Raw genomic sequence first — 23,226 nt, forward strand, 5'->3', positions numbered from 1 at the left:
ATTATGGGTGACAGATAACTTAGGTTACGGTTAAAAATTAGTCATTATTAATCTTGCAAGGCTCAGTGTTATGACTCGTCAAACAAGATCTCACACCACCCTCAACTAGGGCTTATTTGCGGGCCCTATTAGCGTTATACTAGTGCCCAACAATGCATAGCCACTGCATAACCATTAATTGCCTACCAGCCGTTATCTATATGCAGTTACCTGCATAGTTACCCGCGTAGTTACCTATAAAGTAACCACCTTCAGGTAGCGCATATAAGCTAGATAACCGTATGCCAAGCACTGGTATTGATACTGCATCTTCATCATGAAATGGAGTGGTAGAGCTATGACTTATAAAGAAAAAATATGGAGCACCATTTAATGCTGGCAAGACGCATAATCCCCTGTTTAGACGTAAAAGATGGCTTAGTGGTCAAAGGCGTCAAGTTTCGTAACCATGAAATTATCGGTGATATAGTGCCACTGGCCCAGCGCTATGCGGCCGAGGGTGCCGATGAGTTGGTGTTTTATGACATTACCGCCAGCAGCCAAGACCGCGTGGTCGATAAAAGCTGGGTTAGCCGTGTAGCAGAAGTGATCGATATTCCGTTTTGCGTGGCCGGTGGCATTAAGTCGGTGGCGGATGCGGCGCAAATTTTAGAATTTGGTGCCGATAAAATTTCTATCAACTCCCCTGCGCTAACTAATCCGGCGCTGATCACCGAACTGGCCGAGACTTTTGGTGTGCAGTGCATAGTGGTGGGTATCGACTCTTACTATGACGAAGCCACGGGTGAGTATCAGGTGCATCAGTTTACCGGTGACGAAAGCCGTACTCAGGTCACCAAATGGAGCACGCTCGACTGGGTTGAAGAAGTACAGCGCCGCGGCGCCGGTGAAATTGTGCTGAACGTAATGAACCAAGATGGCGTGCGCCAAGGTTATGATTTAGAGCAACTGCAAAAAGTGCGCGCTATCTGTAAGGTGCCACTGATTGCCTCTGGCGGTGCCGGTGAAATGCTGCACTTTAAAGACGCCTTCTTACAAGCAGACGTAGACGGTGCACTGGCCGCTTCCGTGTTTCACAAAGGCATCATCAACATCGCTGAGCTGAAGCAATATTTAAGACAACAAGGAATTCAAACTCGTGACTGATGCTAAGCAAGTTTCAACATTCGATGAAACCCAACTCGATTGGGCCAAAGTTGACGGCTTAATGCCGGTAATAGTGCAAGACCGCCACAGCGCCCGCGTGCTGATGCTGGGCTACATGAACACCGAGGCGCTGGCGCTGACGCTGGCAAGCAAGCAAGTAACCTTTTTTAGTCGCACTAAAAATCGTTTGTGGACCAAAGGCGAAAGCTCTGGCCATTATCTGCAGTTAGTGGATATCAGCACCGACTGCGATAACGATACCTTGCTGGCAATCGTGGAGCCGATTGGCCCGACTTGTCATTTAGGGCATGTATCTTGCTTTAACGAACAAACCGCACCCGGCCTCACCTTCTTGGCCGAGTTAGAGCAAGTGATTGCTAGCCGTAAGGGTGCCGATCCTAAGTCCAGCTACACCGCCAGCCTCTATGCCAGCGGCACCAAGCGTATCGCGCAAAAAGTCGGTGAAGAAGGCGTAGAAACGGCACTGGCCGCCACCGTGCACGATAAAGAAGAGTTAGTCAGCGAGTCGGCAGATCTGCTCTACCACCTCACCGTTCTGCTGCAACAAGAAGAGCTGCAACTGGCGGATGTAATTGCCAAGCTGCAAGAGCGCCACCGCTAAGCGTTGGCCTTAAAACATAAGCTCATGCTCTTTAAAGCCGACCGCGTCCTGCGGTCGGCTTTTTTATTAACGGCAAGTATGTTTAAGGTATTTGTAGTATTTGTAGCCGGCCGTCTCTTTGGTAAAGAGGACTTCGGCGGTCCTGCTTTATTAAATCATCCTGCTTCGCAGGACCGGCTAATAAATTGCCGGCTACAAGTTCGCGGTTTTACTGCCTAAACCATATATTTCACTAGGACACAAAACTACGCACCACTCAACATTATGTTGAATAGAAATAGGTTACCCTTGATATTGCTGACTATTAACCTGCCCGTTACGCATTAAACTAAACAAATTTAGATGACTAGCCACTCTGCATCTCAGGATATCTACGGAGCTAACTGCTTGACATGACTTCGTCATATGATACATTTTCTCGGTATTGATAAGCATTGTCATTATCAACTGTATTGCCGACCTCTCATTACCCTAAGGATCTTACTATGTCGAATGCTCGCCGCCGCTCCCTTAAACTCAGCACCTTGGCGCTCTCGACTATGCTGCTTTTTAGCCCCCTGAGCGCCAATGCGGCGTTAACCATTTATAACGGCCAGCATAAAACCGCCACTCTCGCCTTAATTGATGCTTTCACCGAACACACCCACATTAAGGTGGAAACCCGCCAAGGTTCAAGCAATGAGTTGGCGCACCAAATCGTGGAAGAAGGCAAACGCTCACCGGCTGATATTATTTACACCGAAGAATCCACGCCCTTGATCATGCTGGCCAACCAAGGCTTGCTGGCCACACTCGATGACCAAGCCTTGAACAACATTCCCGCCGAATACCGTGATCAAAAGGGTCAATGGGTGGGCTTGTTGGCCCGTTCACGCGTGATTGCCTACAACAAAGACCGCACTGCAACTGATAAACTGCCGACTTCGGTGTACGACCTCACGGATGCGAAATGGAAAGATCAGTTTGCCTTCGTTAAGACCAGTGGCGCCTTTCAAAAGCAACTGTCGGCCATGATCAAACTGGACGGTCGTGAACAAGCCAAGGCTTGGTTAGAAGGCTTACAGAAAAACGGCAAAGAATATCGTAATAATAAAGCGGCGTTAGATGCCGTTGAACGCGGTGATATTCCGTTTGCACTAATTAACAATTACTACTGGGACAGCATGGCCCGCGAGCAAGGTGCAGACAAGCTCAAGTCTGGTCTCTACTTCATGGGTACCCATGACTTAGGCGACTTAATTACCGTCTCTGGCGCGGCTATTTTAAAATCAAGCAACAACCTAGACGAAGCACAACAGTTTATGGCCTTTGCCACCAGTGAAGCCGGCCAGCAGATCCTGACCGACAAAAGCGCTCAATATCCGCTAAATTCAAAAGTAGATACCCATGGCTTGAAGCCATTTTCTGAGCTAACTCCGCCGAACGACACGTTAGATCTAGGTGAATACAGCGACGGCAAAGCCGCCATTGAGCTGCTACAAGAAGTGGGCCTGCTATAAAACGATCAATGAGTTAACTCATTGATTCTCATGGATGAAGCACGCGGCCGGAGACGTCATCAGACGCCTCCGGCCGCTATCGTTAACTTTAAAGACTAAAGACTCTTTCGCCACGGAATACACGGAAGAACGCGGAAAAATTAAGATGAGAACAAGTGAAAACTTTTGGGGTTAAGAACTTACAAGCAATAAGCATTTGTTGCTTTCGTCCGTGAGTTTCCGTGTATTCCGTGGCAAAAAATGTTTTAAGATCAAGAGCGAATATCATGTGTAGTCAAGTTACTTATAAAAATCGCACCCGACCGATACCTCTTGGCCTAATGGTGCCGGTTATCTTGTTGGTGCTGCTTACTAGCTTGCCGCTGTTGTACATTATTATACGGGCTCAAGAAGCGGGCTGGAGCCACGCCATGAGCCTGATTTTTCGGGCGCGGGTTTATCAGCTGTTACTCAATACGCTACAGCTACTGGCCGTGGTCACTGTGCTCAGCACCTTGATTGGTGTGACTACCGCTTGGCTACTTGAGCGCACCGATGTACCTAAACGCAAACTCTGGAATGCCTTGGTCACCCTGCCCTTTGCGGTGCCGGCCTTTATTAGCAGCTACAGCTGGATTTCGCTCTTGCCCCAGCTGGAAGGTTTTGGCGGTGCGGTATTGGTACTGACCTTGTGTAATTACCCCTTAGTGCACTTGCCCGTAGCCGCGGCGCTGCGCGGCATGGATCCGGCATTAGAGGAAACCTCGCGGTCGTTGGGCTTTAACCGCAGCCAAACTTTTTTTAAGGTGATCTTGCCGCAGCTGCGCCCAGCATTGTACGGCGGTGCCATCTTAATTGCCTTGCACATGCTGGCAGAATTTGGCGCATTGGCGTTTTTAAATTATGAAACCTTTACCACTGCTATTTTCGACCAATATTATGTGGCCTTCGACGGCGCCTCGGCGGCCATGTTAACGCTGGTGTTATTGTTGCTGTGCTTAATGGTGATCGGGCTGGAATTACTACTCAGAGGCAAAGCCAATTACGCCATTGAGCGCAAAGGTTCGCCCGGCATGCAGCAATTAATCAAACTTGGCTGGGTGAAGCCGTTGGCGGTATTCGCTTTACTGGCATTAGTGACGCTTGCCGCCGGTGTGCCACTGGGCATTATTGGCTTTTGGCTGCTGAACGGCACCTCCAGCGTTTTTCATGGCCAAGAAGTGTGGAGCGCCTTAATCACCACTTTAAGCTTTGGTTTTGGCGGCGCACTGTTAGCGATTGTGTTCGCCCTGCCCTTGGTATTTTTGGCAGTGCGCTATCAAGGCCGCTTGTCGATAATGGCCGAACGCCTACCTTATTTCATTCACAGCTTGCCGGGCTTAGTGATCGGCTTAACCTTGGTATTTTTCGCCATTCGTTATGCTTTTCCTTTTTATCAAACCTCGCCTTTGCTACTGATTGGCTACGCCATGCTGTATTTGCCCTTGGCCCAGTCGTCCATTCGCGCCGCCTTAATACAAGTATCTACACAACTAGAAGAGATGGCTCGATCTTTAGGCAAAAACGCCTTCAGTGTGTTTATGCGCATCACCTTGCCGTTAATCGCCCCCGGCGTAGGCGCGGGTTTAGCCTTAGTATTTTTACAAATAATGAAAGAGCTGACCGCCACGTTATTGCTGCGCCCTACCGGCGTGGACACCTTAGCCACTAAGGTGTGGGAGCACACGGCCAATGCAGAATACGGCGCTTCGGCCCCCTATGCGGCGTTACTAATTTTGGTATCGGGCTTACCCGTTTACCTATTAACCATGCGCTCTTTTACCCGCAATACGGCCCACGCTTAAGTTATCCTGATTACGTATGAACCTCAGCCATAATGCACCCTGTTTCGGTTTGTTCTTTGTAGCTGCCAAATTTATTCGGCAGACCAGCTCTGCTGGCTGTTACTGAGGTTTAGATTTAAACCAAAACACCAAACCGGGCCGAAGTCCTCTTCGCCGAAGAGACGGGCCCCTACAAGGTCAAAATACCAAAATGAGCCTCATATTCTTTACTGAATAGGCAGGCACCTCACTGTAACCTATAGAATTAATTGATACAGAACTCACTGAAACATGGCTGATCTTTGTGGGTAATCAGGTAAGTTATTGACTTAAATACCCGCTAATCTTGCCAGCGCATCAAGGAAATATATGAAAAAATTAATCATCGACCGGGTATCCAAACAGTTTTCTGCGGTGCAAGCGCTCAGTGACGTTCACTTGACGCTTGAAGAAGGCAAGATGCTGGCGGTATTAGGCCCATCAGGTTGTGGTAAAACCACCCTACTGCGCGCCATCGCAGGTTTTGAAACCCCAGATACGGGGCGAATTCTCATTAATGGCCAAACGGTGTTTGACGCCCAAACCAGCACTAAGTTAATCAATACGAAACCTGAACATAGAAAAATTGGCTATGTGCCGCAACATGGGGTGTTATTCCCACATTTAACCGTAGAGAAAAACATTGCCTTTGGCTTAAGTAGCGCCGATTCGAAACGGCAAACCAAGCAGCAAAAAGCCCAGCGCGTTATTGAAATGCTCGAGCTAGTAGGCATGGCAGGACTTGGTCAGCGTATGCCTCATGAACTTTCTGGCGGCCAGCAACAACGTATTGCCTTGGCGCGTGCACTGGCCCCCTCACCGTCTTTAGTGCTGTTAGATGAGCCCTTCTCGGCACTGGATGCGGGCCTGCGTATTGCACTGCGTGAAGAAGTGAAAGCCACGCTTAACGCCATTGCCGCTACTGCCATTATCGTCACCCACGACCAAGAAGAAGCGCTATCGATGGCAGATTTAGTCGCCGTGATGCGCCAAGGAAAATGCGTACAAGTGAGTGACCCGGTGTCGTTATATCAATATCCCACCGATATAAACGTGGCCAAATTTGTCGGTGACGCCATCGTACTGCCGGCGGTCGTGGCCAACGGCAGTATTCACAGTCGCTTTGGCACCTTAGCCCTAGCAGGCGGCTGTGCCACGGATTCTAAGTCTGCCACCATTATGATCCGCCCCGAGCAGTTTGTGGTCAGCCCACCCCATGAACAGCAATTTGGCGGCCATGTGCTTAAAACCATTTATTATGGCCATAACGCTTTAGTACATTTAAAAACCGAAGATCAATGGGGCGCTCAAGAAATTCAAATGCGCGTCAACGGCGCTCGCACCTTTAGCCCAGGTGAATACCTTGGCTTAAAAATAGAAGGTGCCGTGATGGCGTATGAGTAAATCAGCGAGAGCAAAACGTAAAACCGTGACGAATAAATTCGTCACCTACGAAACACGAAACCAAATTGCCCTTGTAGCCCGCAACTTGTTCGCGGGTCCTGCGAAGCAGGAGAGTTAATGCTGGGTTTAAAGATTTACGCTTGCAGCGTAATGCGAGAACAAGTGTTCGCCTACAAAGATGACACAGTCACCGGCAAATACCTTTGCCTGTTGCGGTACTAGATGCTGAATACTTGCGCCGCTCTTGGCAGGCTGCTAAATTAACATCACCACTTAGTATGTTGGCATAATTAATGTCTACTCCAACCATGTTTACTCCAGCGGCACAGCTTACGCATACCTTTAGCGAGCTTGAACAAGCGCTAAATGACCTCACTCATTGGCTGAGTCAGCAAGCAGAGAACGGCTTTGTTCAGGCTAGTTGTTTTACCCTGCCAGCCGTGGCCATGGGTGATGAGCATGAACCGGTCACACAGATCCCGGTGAGCCGGATCACCGGTGATGACGCACTCGCGGCGGCGCTAAGCAGCTACCAACAATGGTTTATTCAGCCTCACCATTCGGCCAAAGCCAGCTTTCGCCTGCCCGGCTATTTGCTGTTACCCACTGAGCTTAAACCGCAACTGCAACTATATATTTCTCAGATCAATGATTTAAAAAGCCAGTTTAAGGCTCAGGTACAAGCCGCCGGTAGCCGCGACCAAAAATTTGCTTTGGTGCACAATACGCTGCCGGGCTTGATCACCCTGCAAGTTTATCGCCATCTGGTATTGCTGCCTCATGAGGCATCGCGCTTAGGATTTACCTGGGCCAATAAACAAATCATTCAAAAGATCGATAAAGACGTACTGCTAGCCCAACTAATGACCGCCCGCGCCACACCGCCGCCTCTCACGGACGCCCTCACTTGGCAACAATGTGTGGATCGTGAAATTTATGATGTGAAGCGCCTGCCCAATAGCACAGAGCTAAGGTTGCGCCGCCCCGTCAAGACCCACCCTATGGTTAATGTGCGCTGGCAGGAAGAAATCAGCCCGCGCCAGCAACAAGTGAAAGCGCATTTGCCGTTATTATTGTGCCAAGATGAAGCGCCTGCTATTACGGAACTGGCTGACTATCCACCCAGCCAACAACGGGCGCGGCGCGCGGCGAGCATTACCGATGACCCATTGATCCCTCGGCTGCACATTTATCCGTATCAACCGAAAACATAGCGCCAAACACACACCAGATTGAGCAAACACCACACCGAGCCGAATAAATTGGCTCCTACGACACAAAAGCCATTTTGTAATGGGCGCGCAAATGTTATAACTAATGGGTTCCCGTTCGGGTTTATCACTTATGGATGTTAATGCCAAGTTGGCAATAGCCTCTTTATCACAAGGATTGAATAACGCTATGTTTGAGAAGGTCACTGCTGCACCGGCCGACCCTATTTTGGGCCTCACCGACACTTTCCGTAACGATCCTCGTGCCCATAAAATCAACTTGGGCGTGGGCATTTATAAAGACGAAGCTGGTCAAACGCCGGTATTGCGTTGCGTCAAAAAAGCCGAAGCCCGTTTAGTTGCAGAACAAACGACTAAAAACTACCTCAGCATTGAAGGCGTACACGCCTATGCCGACGTAGTACAAAAGCTGTTATTTGGTGACAATGCCGCCATTATTAACGAGCAGCGCGCGCGTACCGCACAATCACCCGGTGGCACTGGCGCCTTGCGCATTGCCGGTGAGTTTATCGCCCGCCAGCTCGACACCAATACCATCTGGATTTCTAACCCTACGTGGGCCAACCACAGAGCGGTATTTACGGCTTCTGGTCTTGAGGTAAAAGAGTACGGTTACTACGATGCCGACGCCAAAGATCTCGACTTTGACGCCATGCTGGCCGATTTGGCCCAGGCCAAAGCCGGTGATGTGGTGTTGTTGCACGGTTGCTGCCATAACCCAACCGGTATTGACCCAACTCCTGCCCAGTGGGATCAATTAGCAAAATTGTCTGCCGAAAAAGGCTGGTTGCCGCTGTTTGACTTCGCCTACCAAGGTTTTGGTAAAGGCATAGACGAAGATGCCTACGGTTTGCGCGTATTTGCCGAGCACAATAAAGAGTTGCTGATTGCCAGCTCCTTCTCTAAGAACTTTGGCATGTACAACGAGCGCGTGGGTGCGTTCACCTTGGTCGCTAAAGATGCAGACACCGCTAATACCTCATTTAGCCAAGTGAAAAGCATTATTCGTGCTATCTACTCTAATCCACCGGCCCACGGCGCCAACGTAATTGCGATGATCGCCGAAGACAAAGAGCTGTATGCCGACTGGTTAGTAGAGCTGGCCGAGATGCGCGAGCGCATTCAAGAAATGCGTACCTTGTTTGTTGAGAAGCTGGCCAGCCGTGGCGTAAGCCGCGACTTTAGCTTTATTGCTCGCCAAAACGGCATGTTCTCTTTCTCTGGCTTAACCAAAGAGCAAGTAGCGCGCCTGAATGACGAATTTGCCATTTATATCGTGGGTTCAGGCCGCATCAGTGTGGCCGGCATTACCAAAAATAACATAGACGCCCTGTGCGACGGTATTGCCGCCGTTATCTAATGGCTTAAGCGCATCAGCACAGACAAAAAACCCCGCAGAGCGGGGTTTTTTATTGGGTTTTGGTTTTGGTTTTGTAGGAGCCCTTCTCTTAGGTCAAGAGGACTTCGGCTCGGTTTGGTTCTGGTTTTCGATTTTAAAACCATCCTGCTTCGCAGGACCCGCGAAGCCCTCTTCACCGAAGAGACGGCGGGCTACAAGTGCACAAGACCCGCGAAATCCTCTTCGGCGAAGAGACGGCGGGCTACAAGTGATTAAATTGGCGGTTTCAAGGTCTCGGCTTTTGGTTCAGCTCTGATAATCACTGGGATTTAAGCGCATCACGCAGCCTTGGTCATTAATTTTACTGTCGGCTTTGGCGTGATACATGGCGTTGTCGGCGCGCGTTAATAAACCGGCGGCGGTGTCGGCGTCTTCGGGGTACATGGCAATGCCGACTGAGGCCGTTACTTGTAATTGATGCTTGCCCCACGCTAAAGGTTGCGCAATTAGGCTCAATAATGACTCAGCAATAGCAAAGGCGATGCTGTCGTCTTGAACATCATCCAGCAAAATCACAAACTCATCGCCGCCCATGCGTGCACAACAATCACTGGCGCGAAAACGGCTAATTAATCGCTCGGCTAATGCCACTAATAAGGCATCGCCCGCATCATGGCCGTGATTATCATTGACCGCCTTAAAACCATTCAGATCGATAAACAATAAGGCAAACGCTTGAGGGACACGCATACTTCGCAAAATGGCTCTTTGCAGATGCTCATTTAGTAAACTGCGATTCGCCAAGCCCGTTAGTGAGTCATAAAGCGCTAACTTCTCAATTTGCTCTTGTTGCTGCTGACGTTCTAAAATCAGCGCCGTTAAATGACCAATACGTTGCACCATCATTTGTTCATGGGGGCAAGGGCTACTCTTGTAACGCGGAAATACCGCCAACAAATTTTGTGATACTTCAGGGTTCACCTGAATCGGCATTAACCAGCAGCCGGCAATTTTATATTGTTTGGCTAACGCTAACCAAGGCTGCCAGTGATCCCCCTTAGGTTGCACGGTAAAGACCTGCAATTGGCCGTGTTCCAAACCCGCTTCCAATACCCGTAGCAAGCGCTCACTTTGTAAGTCATGCAATTGCTCACAAAAACTCTCGGGTAGCCCAGGTCCATTACGTACTTGCAGCTTATTATCGATATTTATTTGCACCACTGCGACTCGGCAAGACTCTAACTGGCGCTCTAGGGCTAAACAGGCGTGATTAAGAATATTATCTGCAGGCTCATTACCCGCTGCCATTTCTAACATTTCTCGCTCTAAGCGCAATAACGCATCGGCGCGCTCACGCTCAGTAATATCTTGACCGGTATAAATTAAATAACGTAACGGGTCATCATTTTCATTCACTGCCTTAACGGTCCAGCGCACCTGGATCTCTTCATCCAACGCGTTAGTCATGCGGCAGTTAAATGAGCGCAGCTCACCCGCATAACTTTGCTGGTTAGATAAATGCTTAAAGCTGTCGAGTCCGAGCAGCATTTTTAACGGCTGACCTATTAATTCTGCTTCACTAAAGCCGGTATGCAATTCAGCACTGTGGTTCATATTTACGATAAAACCCGCCGCGTCTGTCACCACCACTAACGCGCTAATGGTTTCTAGTACCGTATCAATAAACTGCTTTTCTTCTGATTGCGCTTTATGTGCTTGGCGCAAATGGCGCTCGCGACGCACCGCATTGGTAATATCATGCAACTGCACCAATACTACGCCAGTACTCCCCGGCAGAGGTTGCAGCATAATAGAATGAAAAATACGGCTTAAGCTTTCGGGGTTTTGCAACGGTAATAAATGCGCATGTAACTTGTGAGACAGTATGCGGGAGAGCCCATGCTGGCAAGCGCCTGTCACTGCCTCCAAAAATACTGATGGTAGCGGATACGAAAATATATCATCAATGCACTTACCCACGGCCTGCTCTGCGGTTATTCCGCTATAGCGCACCAACCACTGGTTCCAAAACAGGATCTTTTGCCCACTATCGAGCAACATAACGCCATTTTCAATGTGCTGTAAGGCGTTTGAGCACACATCTGCCAACAAGGTGTCGGCTGAACGGATAGCAGGCGTATTCTTCATTAGGCACACTCAGCTAAATAATTCTGTATCGCTTTTACAAATACACCAGCTGATTGCACATCAATCAAAAAGGCTAAATAACCTTGTAGATCACGCTCACGCAAGCTGAATTCGATTTGCACCAGCATAATAAAAGAGGTGTTATCTGCTTCGTCTGCTGGTATTAAACGGCTCAGTAAATGCGGTGTATCCACATTAAATACTTGAGGCAGTTCGGTATGAATTTGCTGATTAAGCAAATTGGCCAAAGTCGCTAAGCAATTATTCAGCAGTATATTACCAAGCTCGGCCAAGGTCTCTTGCTCAAGCTCAGAAATTTCCTCCGCTGACATATCCTCGCCTAAAATGGCACGCACTAATTCTAAGCTACGATCTTCAGGAAACAACAAGGCGGCGCGCCCAGCCATAAAGCCATTAAAATCTTGCATTACCCCAGCTAACACGCCCGGCATAAAGCTACAAAAACGGTCACTGGCATCTTCAGGAAGCAAAAATTGCAGCTCGGGCACCGACAACAATACTTCGTCTTGTACCATCTGCGATAAAGCACTGGCCGCGCGACCAATGCCAATATTCATTAGCTCCACCACCACATCGTGCTCGTCTGCGCTCAGCAGCCTGCTCATAGGGTGACGCCTAAAAAAACTGCCAAATCTTTTAAATTAGCTGGCTTAGCTAAAAATGCCATGCCCAGTGCCTCGGCACGCTCTATTAACGGCTGCTGTATATTGGCCGTGACCAGCGCCATTTTCATGCCCGGATGACTTTGACTAAATTCCGCCGCCAACACCAGGCCATCGCGGCCGGGCATATTAAAGTCAATTAATGCCGCATCTACTTGGCAGTCTTGCATAAGCGCTTGCGCTTCATCGGCAGAAGCGGCTTGGATAATCTCAAACTCCATCGGTAAACTATTTATTTGGCGCAGCAAACTTAAGCGGGCCACACGGCTGTCATCAACCAGTAACAGAGACATAGAGTTGGCAGAGGTCATTGATGAGTTCCAAATGAGAGTGAGCTATAAAGGTATTATAAAGAAAAACCCAGCTTTTAAAATGGACATAGCTGAATATCCAGTCAAAACCCTAATTTTGGAGCAAATACTCAGTATTGAGCCTCATATATACCCGCAATACTGTTTATGTGCGGCTCGTCTTTACTGGTGACTGGATTAAATCTGTCGTAGTATCAAGCACTCATCGCTCAAAATATGATAACGGACGTTTCATTGGTAGACATTGCATCGCCTGAACAAATTCAGCCCTCTGCCCATAGCGCACCAGTTAAGGTGTCTCGGCGGCGACTGCGCGTATGCCACGAATGCGACTTATTATTGGCGCTACCGCGGTTAAAAAGTGGTGAAAAAGCCGAATGTCCACGCTGCCAGCATACCTTAGTGCGCCGGCAAACCAATCCGGCGGAGCGCAGCCTTGCCTTAGCGTTCGCCACCTTAATCGCTTTAGTATTATCGGTGGCGTTTCCGTTTTTAAGTTTTAATATCAGCGGCATCGGCAATGGCATTGCCCTCACCGACACCGCGTCGGCACTGATGAGCCTGCACTATCCGCTGGTGGCCCTGAGTGTGCTATTAACCGTAATAGTATTACCCTGCTTATACCTGTGCAGCTTAATTTGGCTGTGCGTGGGCATGACCCGCAACAAGCTATTGCCCAGAAGCCATCGTATCGCACGTACTTTGGGGTATATGACGCCATGGATGATGGCAGACGTATTTGTGATTGGCACTTTGGTGAGCTTAATTAAAATCATCGGCATGGCTGACATTGAGTTAGGGCTGTCGTTTTGGACCTTTTGTGCCTACGCCATCTTGCTGTTACTTACCACGCAGTCCGTAGACCGCGATTGGCTGTGGCAACACCTAGACCCTGAGCCTAAGGCACCAAACCACGCACAACTGGGCTTTTCGGCATCCTTACAAGGCTTAGCGGGCTGTAATACTTGTGGGCTGGTCAACCGCGTATCCAGTTTGGGCAAAGCACGGTGCAAGCGCTGTGGCGAGCTCTTACACCCTTATCACGGCGTCAATAATCAGGCGACCTTGGCCTTATTATTCGCCTCGGTGTTGATGTATCTGCCCGCTAATCTGTACCCCATTATGGTAACCACCTCTTTGGGAGACACCCAAGCCTCGACTATTTTGGGCGGCGTGCTGATGTTTTTTCAACATGGTGACTGGCCCATCGCCATCATTATTTTAACCGCCAGTGTGCTAGTACCCGTTTGTAAAATGCTGGCCTTGTTGTGGCTCTGCTATATAGTGCGCCAACCTAAATCTGTACTCAGCCCACTAAGTCGCAATCGCTTGTATCGTATTACCGAATTTATTGGCCGTTGGTCGATGGTGGATGTGTTTGTGGTGGCCATTTTAGTGGCCTTGATCCGCAACGGTTCATTAATGTCTGTGGAGCCCGGCGCGGCTGCAATCTCGTTTACTGCTGTAGTGATACTCACCATGTTAGCGGCCATTTTATTTGATCCGCGCAGCATCTGGTTACACACAGCGCCTCCGCTTACCCATATTTCGCAACACGCTAGCTCAACGAAATCTCTTTCATCTACCAGCAAGGAAGAACCTCATGTCTGAACCCCAGCGCGCTAGGCGCCGGCTGCAGCGCTCATTATCTCCGGTCTGGATAGTCCCTATCGTGGCCCTGCTTATTGGCGCTTGGATGATCTACGATAATCTCAGTCGGCTCGGCCCTTCTATTACGCTGATCATGGACAATGCCGAGGGCATAGAAGCCGGAAAGACGCTGATCAAAACCCGTAACGTAGAGATGGGTAAGGTCGAAAAAGTCAGTTTATCTGATGACTTAAGCCATGCAGAGATTGTGGCCCGCATGAGCCCGCAAGCCACCAAAATGCTAAACCAAGAAACCCAGTTTTGGGTGGTCAAGCCCCGCATCGGCCGCGAAGGCGTGAGCGGGTTAGGCACCGTATTATCCGGCGCCTTTATTCAGCTATTACCGGGCAACAGCGAGGTAGAAATTGACACTTTTCAGGTGCTAGACCAGCCCCCTGTTGCCCCACCGGATGCACCGGGTTTACGGATTAACCTCACCAGTCAAATTGGTAATTCGGTATCCACCGGTGATCCGGTGAGCTATCAAGGCTTTACCGTAGGCCGCGTTGAAAGCAGCTATTTTGATCCCGTTACCCGCGAAATGAGCCATCGGCTATATATCCAATCCCCTTATGAAGGGCTGGTCACCAGTAACAGCCGCTTTTGGACCGCCTCAGGCTTAGATATTCGCTTGGATTCCCAAGGTTTTAAAGTCAATGTGGGTTCACTAGAGACCTTAGTGGGTGGCGGCATCACCTTTGGTGTGCCCAGCAATATGACCCGGGGCCGTCAAACCAAAGAAGACGCCAGCTTCGTGCTGTTTAATGATGAAGACAGCGCTAAAGAAGGCCACTACAGCGACTACCTAGAATATGTGTTGCTAGTGGACGATACAGTGCGCGGCTTAAGTGACAATGCGCCCGTCGAATATCGTGGCGTGCGTATTGGTACCGTAGTGAGCGTGCCTTGGAACTTTAGTGCGCCGCAGCCGGACTCATTAAGCCGCTTTGCCATTCCGATTTTGATCCGTATTGAACCTCAGCGCTTTGACGACTCAGATACCGAGTTAGACATGGCTGATTGGAAAAAACGTTTGGAAGGCATGTTTGGCCACGGCCTGCGCGCTTCACTCAAAGCGGGTAACTTGCTCACCGGCGCCTTGTTTGTGGATCTTAATTTCTATAAAGATGCGCCGCCGTTTCAACACATGACCTTCGTTGAAAAGCCGGTGTTCCCTACCACTTCAGGTGGTTTTGCGCAAATTGAGCAAAAAGTGTCTAACTTGCTGGATAAACTTAATAACTTAGAAATTGAGCCCATTTTAAGCACCTTAAACACCACGCTGGCCAGCACCGAGCAAACCATGCGTAAGGTAAACGACATTGCTGCCTCGGTAGACAAGCTGCTCACGGATCCGGCCACATCACAGCTTCCTGCCAACGTGAACACCACCATGCGCCAGTTACGCGACACCTTGCAAGGCTTTGCCCCTGACTCTCAAGGGTATAACGAGCTCACGCAAACCCTGTCTCGCCTGGAAAAACTAATGCGTGATATACAGCCCGTGGTGCGCACCTTAAGTGATCAGCCCAATGCGCTTATCTTTAAGAAAAAATTATCACAAGACCCACAACCGAGGGCCAAACAATGATTCACAGGAATAAAATAGCAGCGCAGAGCAAACCGCGCCGCCTAACCAGTCTGATTGGCGCAAGCCTACTCGGCGTTACCTTAATGGGGCTGGCGGGCTGCGCTGGCCCTGTGAGTGGCCCCACTACCTATTTGTTGCCCTCAAGCAACCTAGCGATCACTGCCAATCAGCAACTTGGCTATCAGCAATTCGATAATCGATTGGCCGTGATAGTGGCGCCGCTGCGCATTGCTGAGCACTTAGACAATGAAGGCATCGTAATGCAGCTGAACGACATTGAGGTATATCAAGCACGGGAACATTTGTGGGCTGAGGGCATAGGCCAACAGCTGCAGCAACAACTGCAACAGCGCCTTGCCCTCGCCCTGCCTAACGCGCAAATCATCAGTAAAGGCCAACCCGTGCAAGCGGGCCTGCCGGTGCGTGAGTTACGCCTGCAAGTGAACCGTTTTCAAGGCCAACAAAGCGGAGACGCACTAGCCGAGGGCCAATGGCAGTTATTGGATGGCAGCGGCCAACTGCTTACACAGCGCAGCTTTAGCGTCACCGCCCCCTTAGCGGATAACGGCTACCCCGCCCTAGTGCGCGCTCTTGGGCAAGCCTGGCAACAACAAGCGGATGTATTGGCCAAAGAGCTCGCTTCAAGCCAGCGCTAAGCGCCAAGCGCCGAGCGCCAAGCGCCAAGCAAAAGGCCCACCGCAACATAGTTGCGGTGGGCCTTTTTTTGTAGCCTGCTGTTTTCCCTTGTAGCCCGCCATGTTTGCCCTTGTAGCCGGCCGTTTTCAAAAACAAAACCGTGCCGAATAAATTGGGCCCTACAAAAGACATAGTCCTTGTAGCCCGCAACTTGTTCGCGGGTCCTGCGAAGCAGGATGGTTTTAAAAAAACCTAAAACCGTGGCGAATAAATTGCCACCTACAAAACCCCAAACCAAATGGCACTTGTAGCCGGCTGTTTCCCTTGTAGCCGCCCGTCTCTTTGATAAAGAGGACTTCGGCGGGACAGCGTAGCTGGATAGTTTTAGATCCAACCCTAAAACAAAACCGCAGCGAATAAATTGCTGCCTACAAAACCCCAAAACCAAATGGCACTTGTTCGCGGGGCCAGCGCAGCTGGATTGTTTTAAGAACAGCACCACACCGCGCTTGCAACTACACTCTCGTTTCCAACCCATTATTCAAGGACGAATAATGACTTATCAAGATGCATTAGCAGGCAGAGTCTCTTTGCCGCAGCAAATTTATCATATTACGCTGTGCACTTATCAACGCCAGCCCGTGTTTACCTGTTTTGCTACCGGCCGCCTTATCGCCCTGCAGCTTAAAGACACACAAGCGCAACGCCATGCTTTATCTCTAGCGTGGGTTATCATGCCCGATCATCTGCACTGGTTAATGCAATTAGAAGAGACGTGCTCATTGAATCAAGTATTAAAAGGCGTTAAAGCACGCTCGGCGCAGGCGGTGAACCGGCATTTAAACCGTACCGGCCCGCTGTGGCAAACAGGGTTTCATGAACATGCACTACGCAAAGAAGAAGACATTAAGCAGATAGCGCGTTACATCATCGCAAACCCGCTACGCGCCAAGCTAGTTACAAAAATAGGTGATTATCCCTTATGGGACGCAGTTTGGTTATAACCGATTGTTCACATGCATTTGTAGCTAGCTATGGTCGCCCATGTAGCCGCCCGTCTCTTTGGTAAAGAGGACTTCGGTGGGCCTGATAACCCTACAGAATAATCGATGTTTTGTAGCCGCCAATTTATTCGGCGGGCCAGCGTAGCTGGCTGTTTGAAGAACAAAACCCAAAACCGTGGCGAATAAATTGCCACCTACAAAAGATATCGCACTTGTAGCCCGCAACTTGTTCGCGGGGCCAGCGTAGCTGGATATTTTCACTTCAAAACAACGGGCACCAATTATGACAAACCAAACACTTAACCTAGGTCTAATATTTTCGCGACATCAATTACGGGCATAGGGCGGTGGTAGAAATAACCTTGCACCATTAATGGGCCAAAGTTGGCTAATAGGTCGAGCTGGGCTTGTTCCTCTACGCCTTCTACTACCAAGTTTAATGATAACTCTTGTGCTAGCTTTACTATGGTTTTAAGCAGTAAGAAAGCACGGGCGTTTTGGCTGGCTTCCACCATAAAGCTGCGATCGATTTTTAGCTCATCAAGCGGAAACTGGTGCAAACAGGCTAAGGCCGAATACCCGGTACCAAAATCGTCTAACGAAATTTTAAAACCTAGCTCTCGCAGCTGGCCCAGCATGGCGACACTGCGTTCGCGGTGGGCCATCATGGATGTTTCCGTAACTTCTAACTTAATACTCTGGGGCGTAATGCCTGCTCGTTTAACACAGGCTAATAACCAGTCTGCAAAATCTTTTTCACTAAACTGCTGGCCACTTAAATTAACTGACACCACAGGCACTTGGCTATAACGCTGTTGCCACAACGCCACCTGCATGCACACTTGCTCTATTACCCAGCGGTCTAGGCGGACTGATTGCGCGCTTTGCTCTGCCACCGGAATAAACTCAGCGGGCGATAAAGGCCCTAATTTAGGGTGCTGCCAGCGCAACAGCGCTTCTAAGGCCATTACTTTGCCATCGGTCGGTCTAACTTGTGGCTGATAGAACAAACTCAGCCCCTCGCCCAACATGGTATTAAGTACATGATGCAAACTGTGTTCAATTAATAACTCGCGATGGTGCAAGTCATGCTGGCGCTGATCGACAAACTGAAAACGATTGCGCCCGGCCCGCTTGGCCATGCTGTGCGCATGCTCGGCGGCCTGTAATAGGCCTGCATTATCGGTGGCATCACGCGGGTAAATCGCAATGCCAATACTGGGCTGCAAGCTGACCACATTGTTATCCGCCAGTATGATGGGTTGCGACATTAGGCCTAATAATTTATCCGCCAACTGCGCCATGGCACTATCTTGGGCACGACTGTGGCGCAAAATAGCAAACATATCGCCTTGTAGGCGCACTAAGGTGTCCGCTTCATCCACGGCGGCTTGTAAGGTGCGCGCTTGCTGGCGCAAAATATCATCGCCCCAAGCTAAGCCTAATTGTTCGTTAATTTGTCTAAAGCGGCCAATGTCTACCACCATCAAGCCAATGCCAATATTATTACGCTCGGCTTCGGCCAAGGCTTGATCTAAGCGACTGGTTAATAGTTGGCGGTTGCCTAATTGAGTAAGTGGGTCATTAAAGGTAAACAGACTACGGCCATTACGGGTAGATTTTAACGCCGTTAGATCATGGCCTATGGCGACTCGGTGCGTCACCTGATCTGCTTCATCGGTGAGCGTATTAATACTTAACCACTGTAAATAGACTTCACCGGTTTTTCGGCGATTCCATACCTGACCATTCCAAGTGCCAGTTTTAGCCAGCTCCTGCCACATTTGTTGATAAAACTCAGGCGCGTGCCGTGAAGATTGCACCACATTGGGTGTTTTTCCGACGACCTCTTCAGCTGTGTAACCAGTAATTTCGGTAAATGCACTATTCACACGTTCAATAATGCCGTTCACATCAGTGATCATCACAGACTCAACAGAGTGATCCAATAAATGCTGCAGCAGTTGACGCTTAAAATGCAGACCATGGCTAGCGAAATCAGTGAGATTAGTGGCACAAGCAGCAACGGCAGCCAAAGGTTGGTACCCTTCTCTTATTGTTGTAGCATTTTTCATGATTCAAGCATCCTTACTTGGCTGAGCTGCATTTGTTGCCAATACAATAACCGCTATGTACCCAATAAGTAAACACAATGTAAACAACACTGTATAATTATATAACCAAAGTCACATTTGGAACTTGATCTGTATCAAAAATAGCCTATGGCTGTATGAAAAACAGACAGTAAAAAGGGCGCCGTAGCGCCCTTTAAACTTTAAAATATAGCTTTTCTTAGTTGCCAGAGAACTGCTCACGGCGGTAAATAACGCTGCTATTGCCTGGGCTTTTACCAAATATAATCATACCTTGGTTAGACTCTTTATATTCTAACCAAGGTTTACCCTCTAACTTAACTTCATATTTTATTGTCGCAGGAACCCTAGGGGCGCCTACATTCAAATTGGTTTCACCTTCAACCATAGTGGAGCCGGAACCCATTGTTGCTCCTTGCCCCACGCCATAACCTACCTGTATTTTATCATCAATCGCCAACTTAGACTTTTCATAATCATTATAGGGGAAATGAATTTTATCTATCCCAATTGACGTCCAGCTATCTGTCTTAAAGCGTTGCCAGATTGCGGATTCATTATCCCAATATTCCACCCGCAGTGGTACCGACTGAGCATCTCGACTACTTCCTTGAGTGGTAGTCGCCAACAAACGACCGTAAAACATCTTATGCCTGCCAATCCTGAGATGGTTGCACCCCTCTGTTCGACAGCCCGGATGCGTCTCCCCTGCTTTATCAAAGAAAGCACTTAACGAGGAAGTTTCGCCGTCATTAACAGCAAGATCGAATTGCAACTCGAAAGGACCATCTGGTTGGCTACCGCGAGAGAGCACAACATTGTATTGGTTAAACTCAAGCCGTCCTTCTTGCCAACTCGCCATCTTTTCAAGATTGAGCCTAGGCAACATATTTCTATCAGATATGGCAACCCTAAACTGTCCAGTAGCCTTGGCAAATTCACCCTGATAGTTCTGGGTAACTTTCCCGTCAGCATTCAGGGCGCTCAGGGCAAAACTCAGATTCACAGGCTGGCCCATGTAACTCTTGGTTTTGTCACCATCATGAGTTGCCACCACATCAGCCTGATCCAGCACAAAGCGGGCTGGATAAAAGCGCCCCGCAGTTACCGGTATCGATTCAATAGGCATCTCTGACTGACTGATACCGTGAAACGCACCTATAGGACTGGCGGACAACTCAAAGACCCCAACTTCATCAATGCTTTGTGTAAGCGTGTTTTTACCTGCATCGACAGAATTTCGGCCCACGATATTTTCATTATCATCGGCTATATCACCACTTACACCATGTGTATAATTGGAGACTGTCAACTCCCCATTTGAGCCACTCCCCAGTGGTTCCTTATTGCTGAACAATGCCACCGGATGTATATAGTTTTGAAGTACCGGCCTCTTACAGACGTCTGGGTTATTATTGCTGCCATGGGCGGTGACGACCATACCAAAGGCTTCCCCCGCCGCCTTATAGGGGGCATAGGTGCTGTCATTTTCCCTTATACTGACAGGGTTCGTGTTTACACACAACGCCTTGGGCACGGTTACAAATTGGCCACCGCCGTTAATATTACCCTCGACAACGTTAAGCTGAGTTTTACCTGCTTCCGGATAGGTAAGAATAAACGCCGCTTCACCACTTTCATCAAATGTAACGCTCAGAGTTTCTAGTCCATCTGGAACTAGTCGTGTAATTTGACCGTTATAGCCCAGCTCCACACTTGGCTTAGCCACTGGATTTTCAGGCTGAACATAAACCGCAGACAAACTGATACTTCGTGTCTCTCCGGCAAACAAAGACTCGCAGTTTTGTTGGGGCTTAAGAATAGCCTTAAGCGGTTCACCAGCATAGGTAAAGTTACCGTCAGGGAAGTCAAGCTCAAAAGCTTTAAGCTCGTTAGAAAAATCAAGTGTACAGCTAGTTTCTGAGTATCCGCTGCTACCCACCTGACAAAGCGTCTTGCCAAACTGCACAGCCGTCGGTTGAGAGCCAACAACATCTAGTTTTATCTTTTTTGTTGTGCTTGTCAGATATAAATCTTTGCTGTTTTCAAAGCTAACTGTAGAGCCGTCTCTCCATTTGAGGCCGTTGGGCACGGCTAGGGAAGCTGTTACCAACTGATTATAAGTCTCGCTGCAGTTACTATTAGCACAGGCTTTCAATGTCACTTTTTGTGGCTGACAGGCCTGAACATTGCTGGCAGTTACGTCAAAGCGGAAGTGATCTATTTTTGGATCAAGACGCTTAACTTTATTAGCACAAAACCCAAGATTATCGATCTCGTGAATATTATTTGAACCGCCGGTGGAGCCGGTAATAGAAAAAATAAGTTCCTCAGGAGTATTTCCCTGCTCGACTTTAAATCTGTCGATTAGCGTTTCAAATCCCTTAGTGGAATTGGCGTGACGTTCCACCGTAACCCTAGCTTTGCCATCCGGTTTGGTAAAATCTATAGTAATACGGTAACGGTGAGGTCGTTTACTATTATGATGACTGTCTACAGGAGGATCCATCTTCAGCTTGTATGCTAGCAGATTATAACCTTCCTCTCCCGAACCGGCACCTCGAATTGCCACTGCATGTTCCGTTTCACTAAGACCAGGGTTATTACTTTTACCTTCTACTTCTTTAATATTTCTACTTCCCCCTTCGCGTACATAGTTACCGTATTCATCAATACCAATCCCTAGCCAGCCGCCAGCAAAGCCGTCGTCAACACCCGACCTTTTACCATAGCCCAGCGGGCCACCGTAGGCACCAGGCCGCGCGGTAATAGTCGCATCGGACAAAACCAAGGCAATACCGTCAGCACCGTTACTACTGGTACGATCATAGGCGTACTGATCAAACTCAATAACAAACTTATTGTTTACTGAAGAAAATGTTTGATTATAGCTTACCGCAGTAGCCTGATTTCCTTTGCTTTGCGTCAAACGAAAACGGCCATCGACTATTTCAGGTTTAAAGCTGTCAGTATTACTTCTAGTTGCCCAATCTTCTGCGGGGGTGTAATCATCATCAAAAGTATAGAAAAAGCATTGATTTGGGTTTATGGCAGCATCATCTTCCATTTCTAACCGCCCCGCCGTTACCTTCCCATAAATGGTGGCATAACCTTCCATTTCAAGGGTGCCGCCAGCGTAGATATATCCATCTATTTCTGTTTTAGACTTATTATCATCATCGCCGTCTATTTCTACATCACCAAGGCCATAAAAACGGAAAATGCCATTATTAACTGTTTTTACCTTCACTTCATCAAAATCTGAATCATTATCATTGTTTTTGTCTTTGTCTTTGTTTTTGTCTTTGTCTTTGTCTTTGTCTTTGTCTTTGTCATCGTCTTTGTCATCGTCTAAATTCGCTACGTATATACGCAGATCACCTTCAACCAATATCGAAGACTCTTCAATATCAAAATCTTTTTTGACATAAAACCGAACATTATTCTTTACCGTGATTTTTGAATCTTGAACGTCAAAATCCTTTTTAATATAAAAATCTATATTCCCGATAAGAGTAAGGTCGACCTCTTGCAGTTTGAAACCTTCCTCAACAAATATACGAACCTGACCCGTCGCTTTAAGCGAAATATTACGTTTTTGTTGATCTACTTTACTTAATTTATAATCACCAGGGTCAAGGGTATATACACCTTCGTTCGCACCCGGTAAATCTCTCGCATTGGAAGCTGTCATATCAAAATTAATATCACTAACTTTCAACGAGTTAACACTATTAGCCTGACCGGTAATGGTGCATGTTTTTCCGTCACAAGACTGGTTATCATCGTCTAATTCTATAGTGCAAAAATCGAGTGCGCCATTTGCGCCATTGATCTGTGCATTATCTTCAAGTTCAAGCTGTGCATCATCGTCATCACTCGGCTCTGGACTACAGTCACTTTTCACTCCATGCCCCTGCGCCACGTTAGGGAATAGTACATTATCAGCGGGCACGGCGCTTAATGCTGGCAGGGTCAGCAGCATACTAAGTGATAACCATATTAATATTTTTAACATAAAAACTCC

Annotated in this window: 16 protein-coding genes; 11 read left to right on the plus strand and 5 right to left on the minus strand. The window is 48.4% G+C overall.

Annotated features, from left to right (window positions below; all coding sequences use genetic code 11):
• The first annotated feature begins 372 nt into the window (after positions 1 to 372).
• The 7 genes from hisF (at position 373) to CBP31_RS00385 (ending at position 9,104) form a co-directional block, all read left to right on the plus strand.
• Positions 373 to 1,146, plus strand: a complete 774-nt coding sequence (gene hisF / locus CBP31_RS00350) for an imidazole glycerol phosphate synthase subunit HisF (RefSeq protein ID WP_087038543.1) — start codon at positions 373 to 375, stop codon at positions 1,144 to 1,146.
• Positions 1,139 to 1,768, plus strand: coding sequence for a bifunctional phosphoribosyl-AMP cyclohydrolase/phosphoribosyl-ATP diphosphatase HisIE (hisIE, locus tag CBP31_RS00355; protein ID WP_087034353.1), 630 nt, complete (start codon positions 1,139 to 1,141; stop codon positions 1,766 to 1,768). The genes hisF and hisIE overlap by 8 nt, the downstream gene beginning before the upstream one ends.
• A gap of 485 nt (positions 1,769 to 2,253) precedes the next feature.
• The gene (locus CBP31_RS00365) at positions 2,254 to 3,267 is read left to right on the plus strand and encodes an extracellular solute-binding protein (protein ID WP_087034355.1); all 1,014 of its coding nucleotides are present in this window, start codon (positions 2,254 to 2,256) and stop codon (positions 3,265 to 3,267) included.
• A gap of 266 nt (positions 3,268 to 3,533) precedes the next feature.
• Positions 3,534 to 5,090, plus strand: coding sequence for an ABC transporter permease (locus CBP31_RS00370; protein ID WP_087034356.1), 1,557 nt, complete (start codon positions 3,534 to 3,536; stop codon positions 5,088 to 5,090).
• 348 nt (positions 5,091 to 5,438) lie between these two features.
• Positions 5,439 to 6,512, plus strand: a complete 1,074-nt coding sequence (locus tag CBP31_RS00375) for an ABC transporter ATP-binding protein (RefSeq protein ID WP_087034357.1) — start codon at positions 5,439 to 5,441, stop codon at positions 6,510 to 6,512.
• A gap of 293 nt (positions 6,513 to 6,805) precedes the next feature.
• On the plus strand, positions 6,806 to 7,726 hold the full coding sequence (tus, locus tag CBP31_RS00380; RefSeq protein WP_227875069.1) for a DNA replication terminus site-binding protein: 921 nt from the start codon (positions 6,806 to 6,808) through the stop codon (positions 7,724 to 7,726).
• A 187-nt stretch (positions 7,727 to 7,913) separates the two neighbouring features.
• A complete protein-coding gene (locus CBP31_RS00385; protein WP_087034358.1) occupies positions 7,914 to 9,104 on the plus strand; it encodes an amino acid aminotransferase in 1,191 nt (396 codons plus the stop codon).
• A gap of 285 nt (positions 9,105 to 9,389) precedes the next feature.
• Here the strand turns inward: CBP31_RS00385 and CBP31_RS00390 are convergent, their stop codons facing one another.
• The 3 genes from CBP31_RS00390 to CBP31_RS00400 are packed head-to-tail and all read right to left on the minus strand — an operon-like array spanning position 9,390 to position 12,225.
• Positions 9,390 to 11,231, minus strand: coding sequence for a diguanylate cyclase domain-containing protein (locus CBP31_RS00390; protein WP_087034359.1), 1,842 nt, complete (start codon positions 11,229 to 11,231; stop codon positions 9,390 to 9,392).
• Positions 11,231 to 11,857 carry a chemotaxis protein CheC gene (locus CBP31_RS00395; RefSeq protein ID WP_087034360.1) on the minus strand — a complete coding sequence of 209 codons (627 nt, stop codon included), beginning with the start codon at positions 11,855 to 11,857 and terminating at the stop codon, positions 11,231 to 11,233. The genes CBP31_RS00390 and CBP31_RS00395 overlap by 1 nt, the downstream gene beginning before the upstream one ends.
• Entirely contained in the window at positions 11,854 to 12,225 is a 372-nt protein-coding gene (locus CBP31_RS00400) for a response regulator (protein ID WP_087034361.1), read from the minus strand. Before CBP31_RS00400 ends, CBP31_RS00395 begins: the two co-directional genes overlap by 4 nt.
• 234 nt (positions 12,226 to 12,459) lie before the next feature.
• Here CBP31_RS00400 and CBP31_RS00405 point away from each other — a divergent pair, with 234 nt between their 5' ends.
• The 4 genes from CBP31_RS00405 (at position 12,460) to CBP31_RS00425 (ending at position 17,106) form a co-directional block, all read left to right on the plus strand.
• Complete coding sequence (locus CBP31_RS00405) at positions 12,460 to 13,836, plus strand: paraquat-inducible protein A (protein ID WP_227875070.1); 1,377 nt, start codon at positions 12,460 to 12,462, stop codon at positions 13,834 to 13,836.
• A complete protein-coding gene (pqiB, locus tag CBP31_RS00410) occupies positions 13,829 to 15,466 on the plus strand; it encodes an intermembrane transport protein PqiB (RefSeq protein WP_087034363.1) in 1,638 nt (545 codons plus the stop codon). Before CBP31_RS00405 ends, pqiB begins: the two co-directional genes overlap by 8 nt.
• Positions 15,463 to 16,122: a PqiC family protein gene (locus CBP31_RS00415; protein WP_087034364.1), complete on the plus strand. Its 660-nt coding sequence runs from the start codon at positions 15,463 to 15,465 to the stop codon at positions 16,120 to 16,122. Before pqiB ends, CBP31_RS00415 begins: the two co-directional genes overlap by 4 nt.
• Positions 16,123 to 16,656: 534 nt before the next feature.
• Complete coding sequence (locus tag CBP31_RS00425; protein WP_087034366.1) at positions 16,657 to 17,106, plus strand: REP-associated tyrosine transposase; 450 nt, start codon at positions 16,657 to 16,659, stop codon at positions 17,104 to 17,106.
• A gap of 299 nt (positions 17,107 to 17,405) precedes the next feature.
• On the opposite strand, the gene CBP31_RS00430 is transcribed toward CBP31_RS00425, so the two are convergent.
• Together CBP31_RS00430 and CBP31_RS00435 are read right to left on the minus strand one after the other, a co-directional pair.
• Positions 17,406 to 19,181: a putative bifunctional diguanylate cyclase/phosphodiesterase gene (locus CBP31_RS00430; protein ID WP_087034367.1), complete on the minus strand. Its 1,776-nt coding sequence runs from the start codon at positions 19,179 to 19,181 to the stop codon at positions 17,406 to 17,408.
• A gap of 217 nt (positions 19,182 to 19,398) precedes the next feature.
• A complete protein-coding gene (locus CBP31_RS00435; protein WP_087034368.1) occupies positions 19,399 to 23,217 on the minus strand; it encodes a DUF6701 domain-containing protein in 3,819 nt (1,272 codons plus the stop codon).
• Positions 23,218 to 23,226: the final 9 nt, after the last annotated feature.

Source organism: Oceanisphaera profunda, from assembly GCF_002157895.1.
GTDB lineage: Bacteria > Pseudomonadota > Gammaproteobacteria > Enterobacterales > Aeromonadaceae > Oceanimonas > Oceanimonas profunda.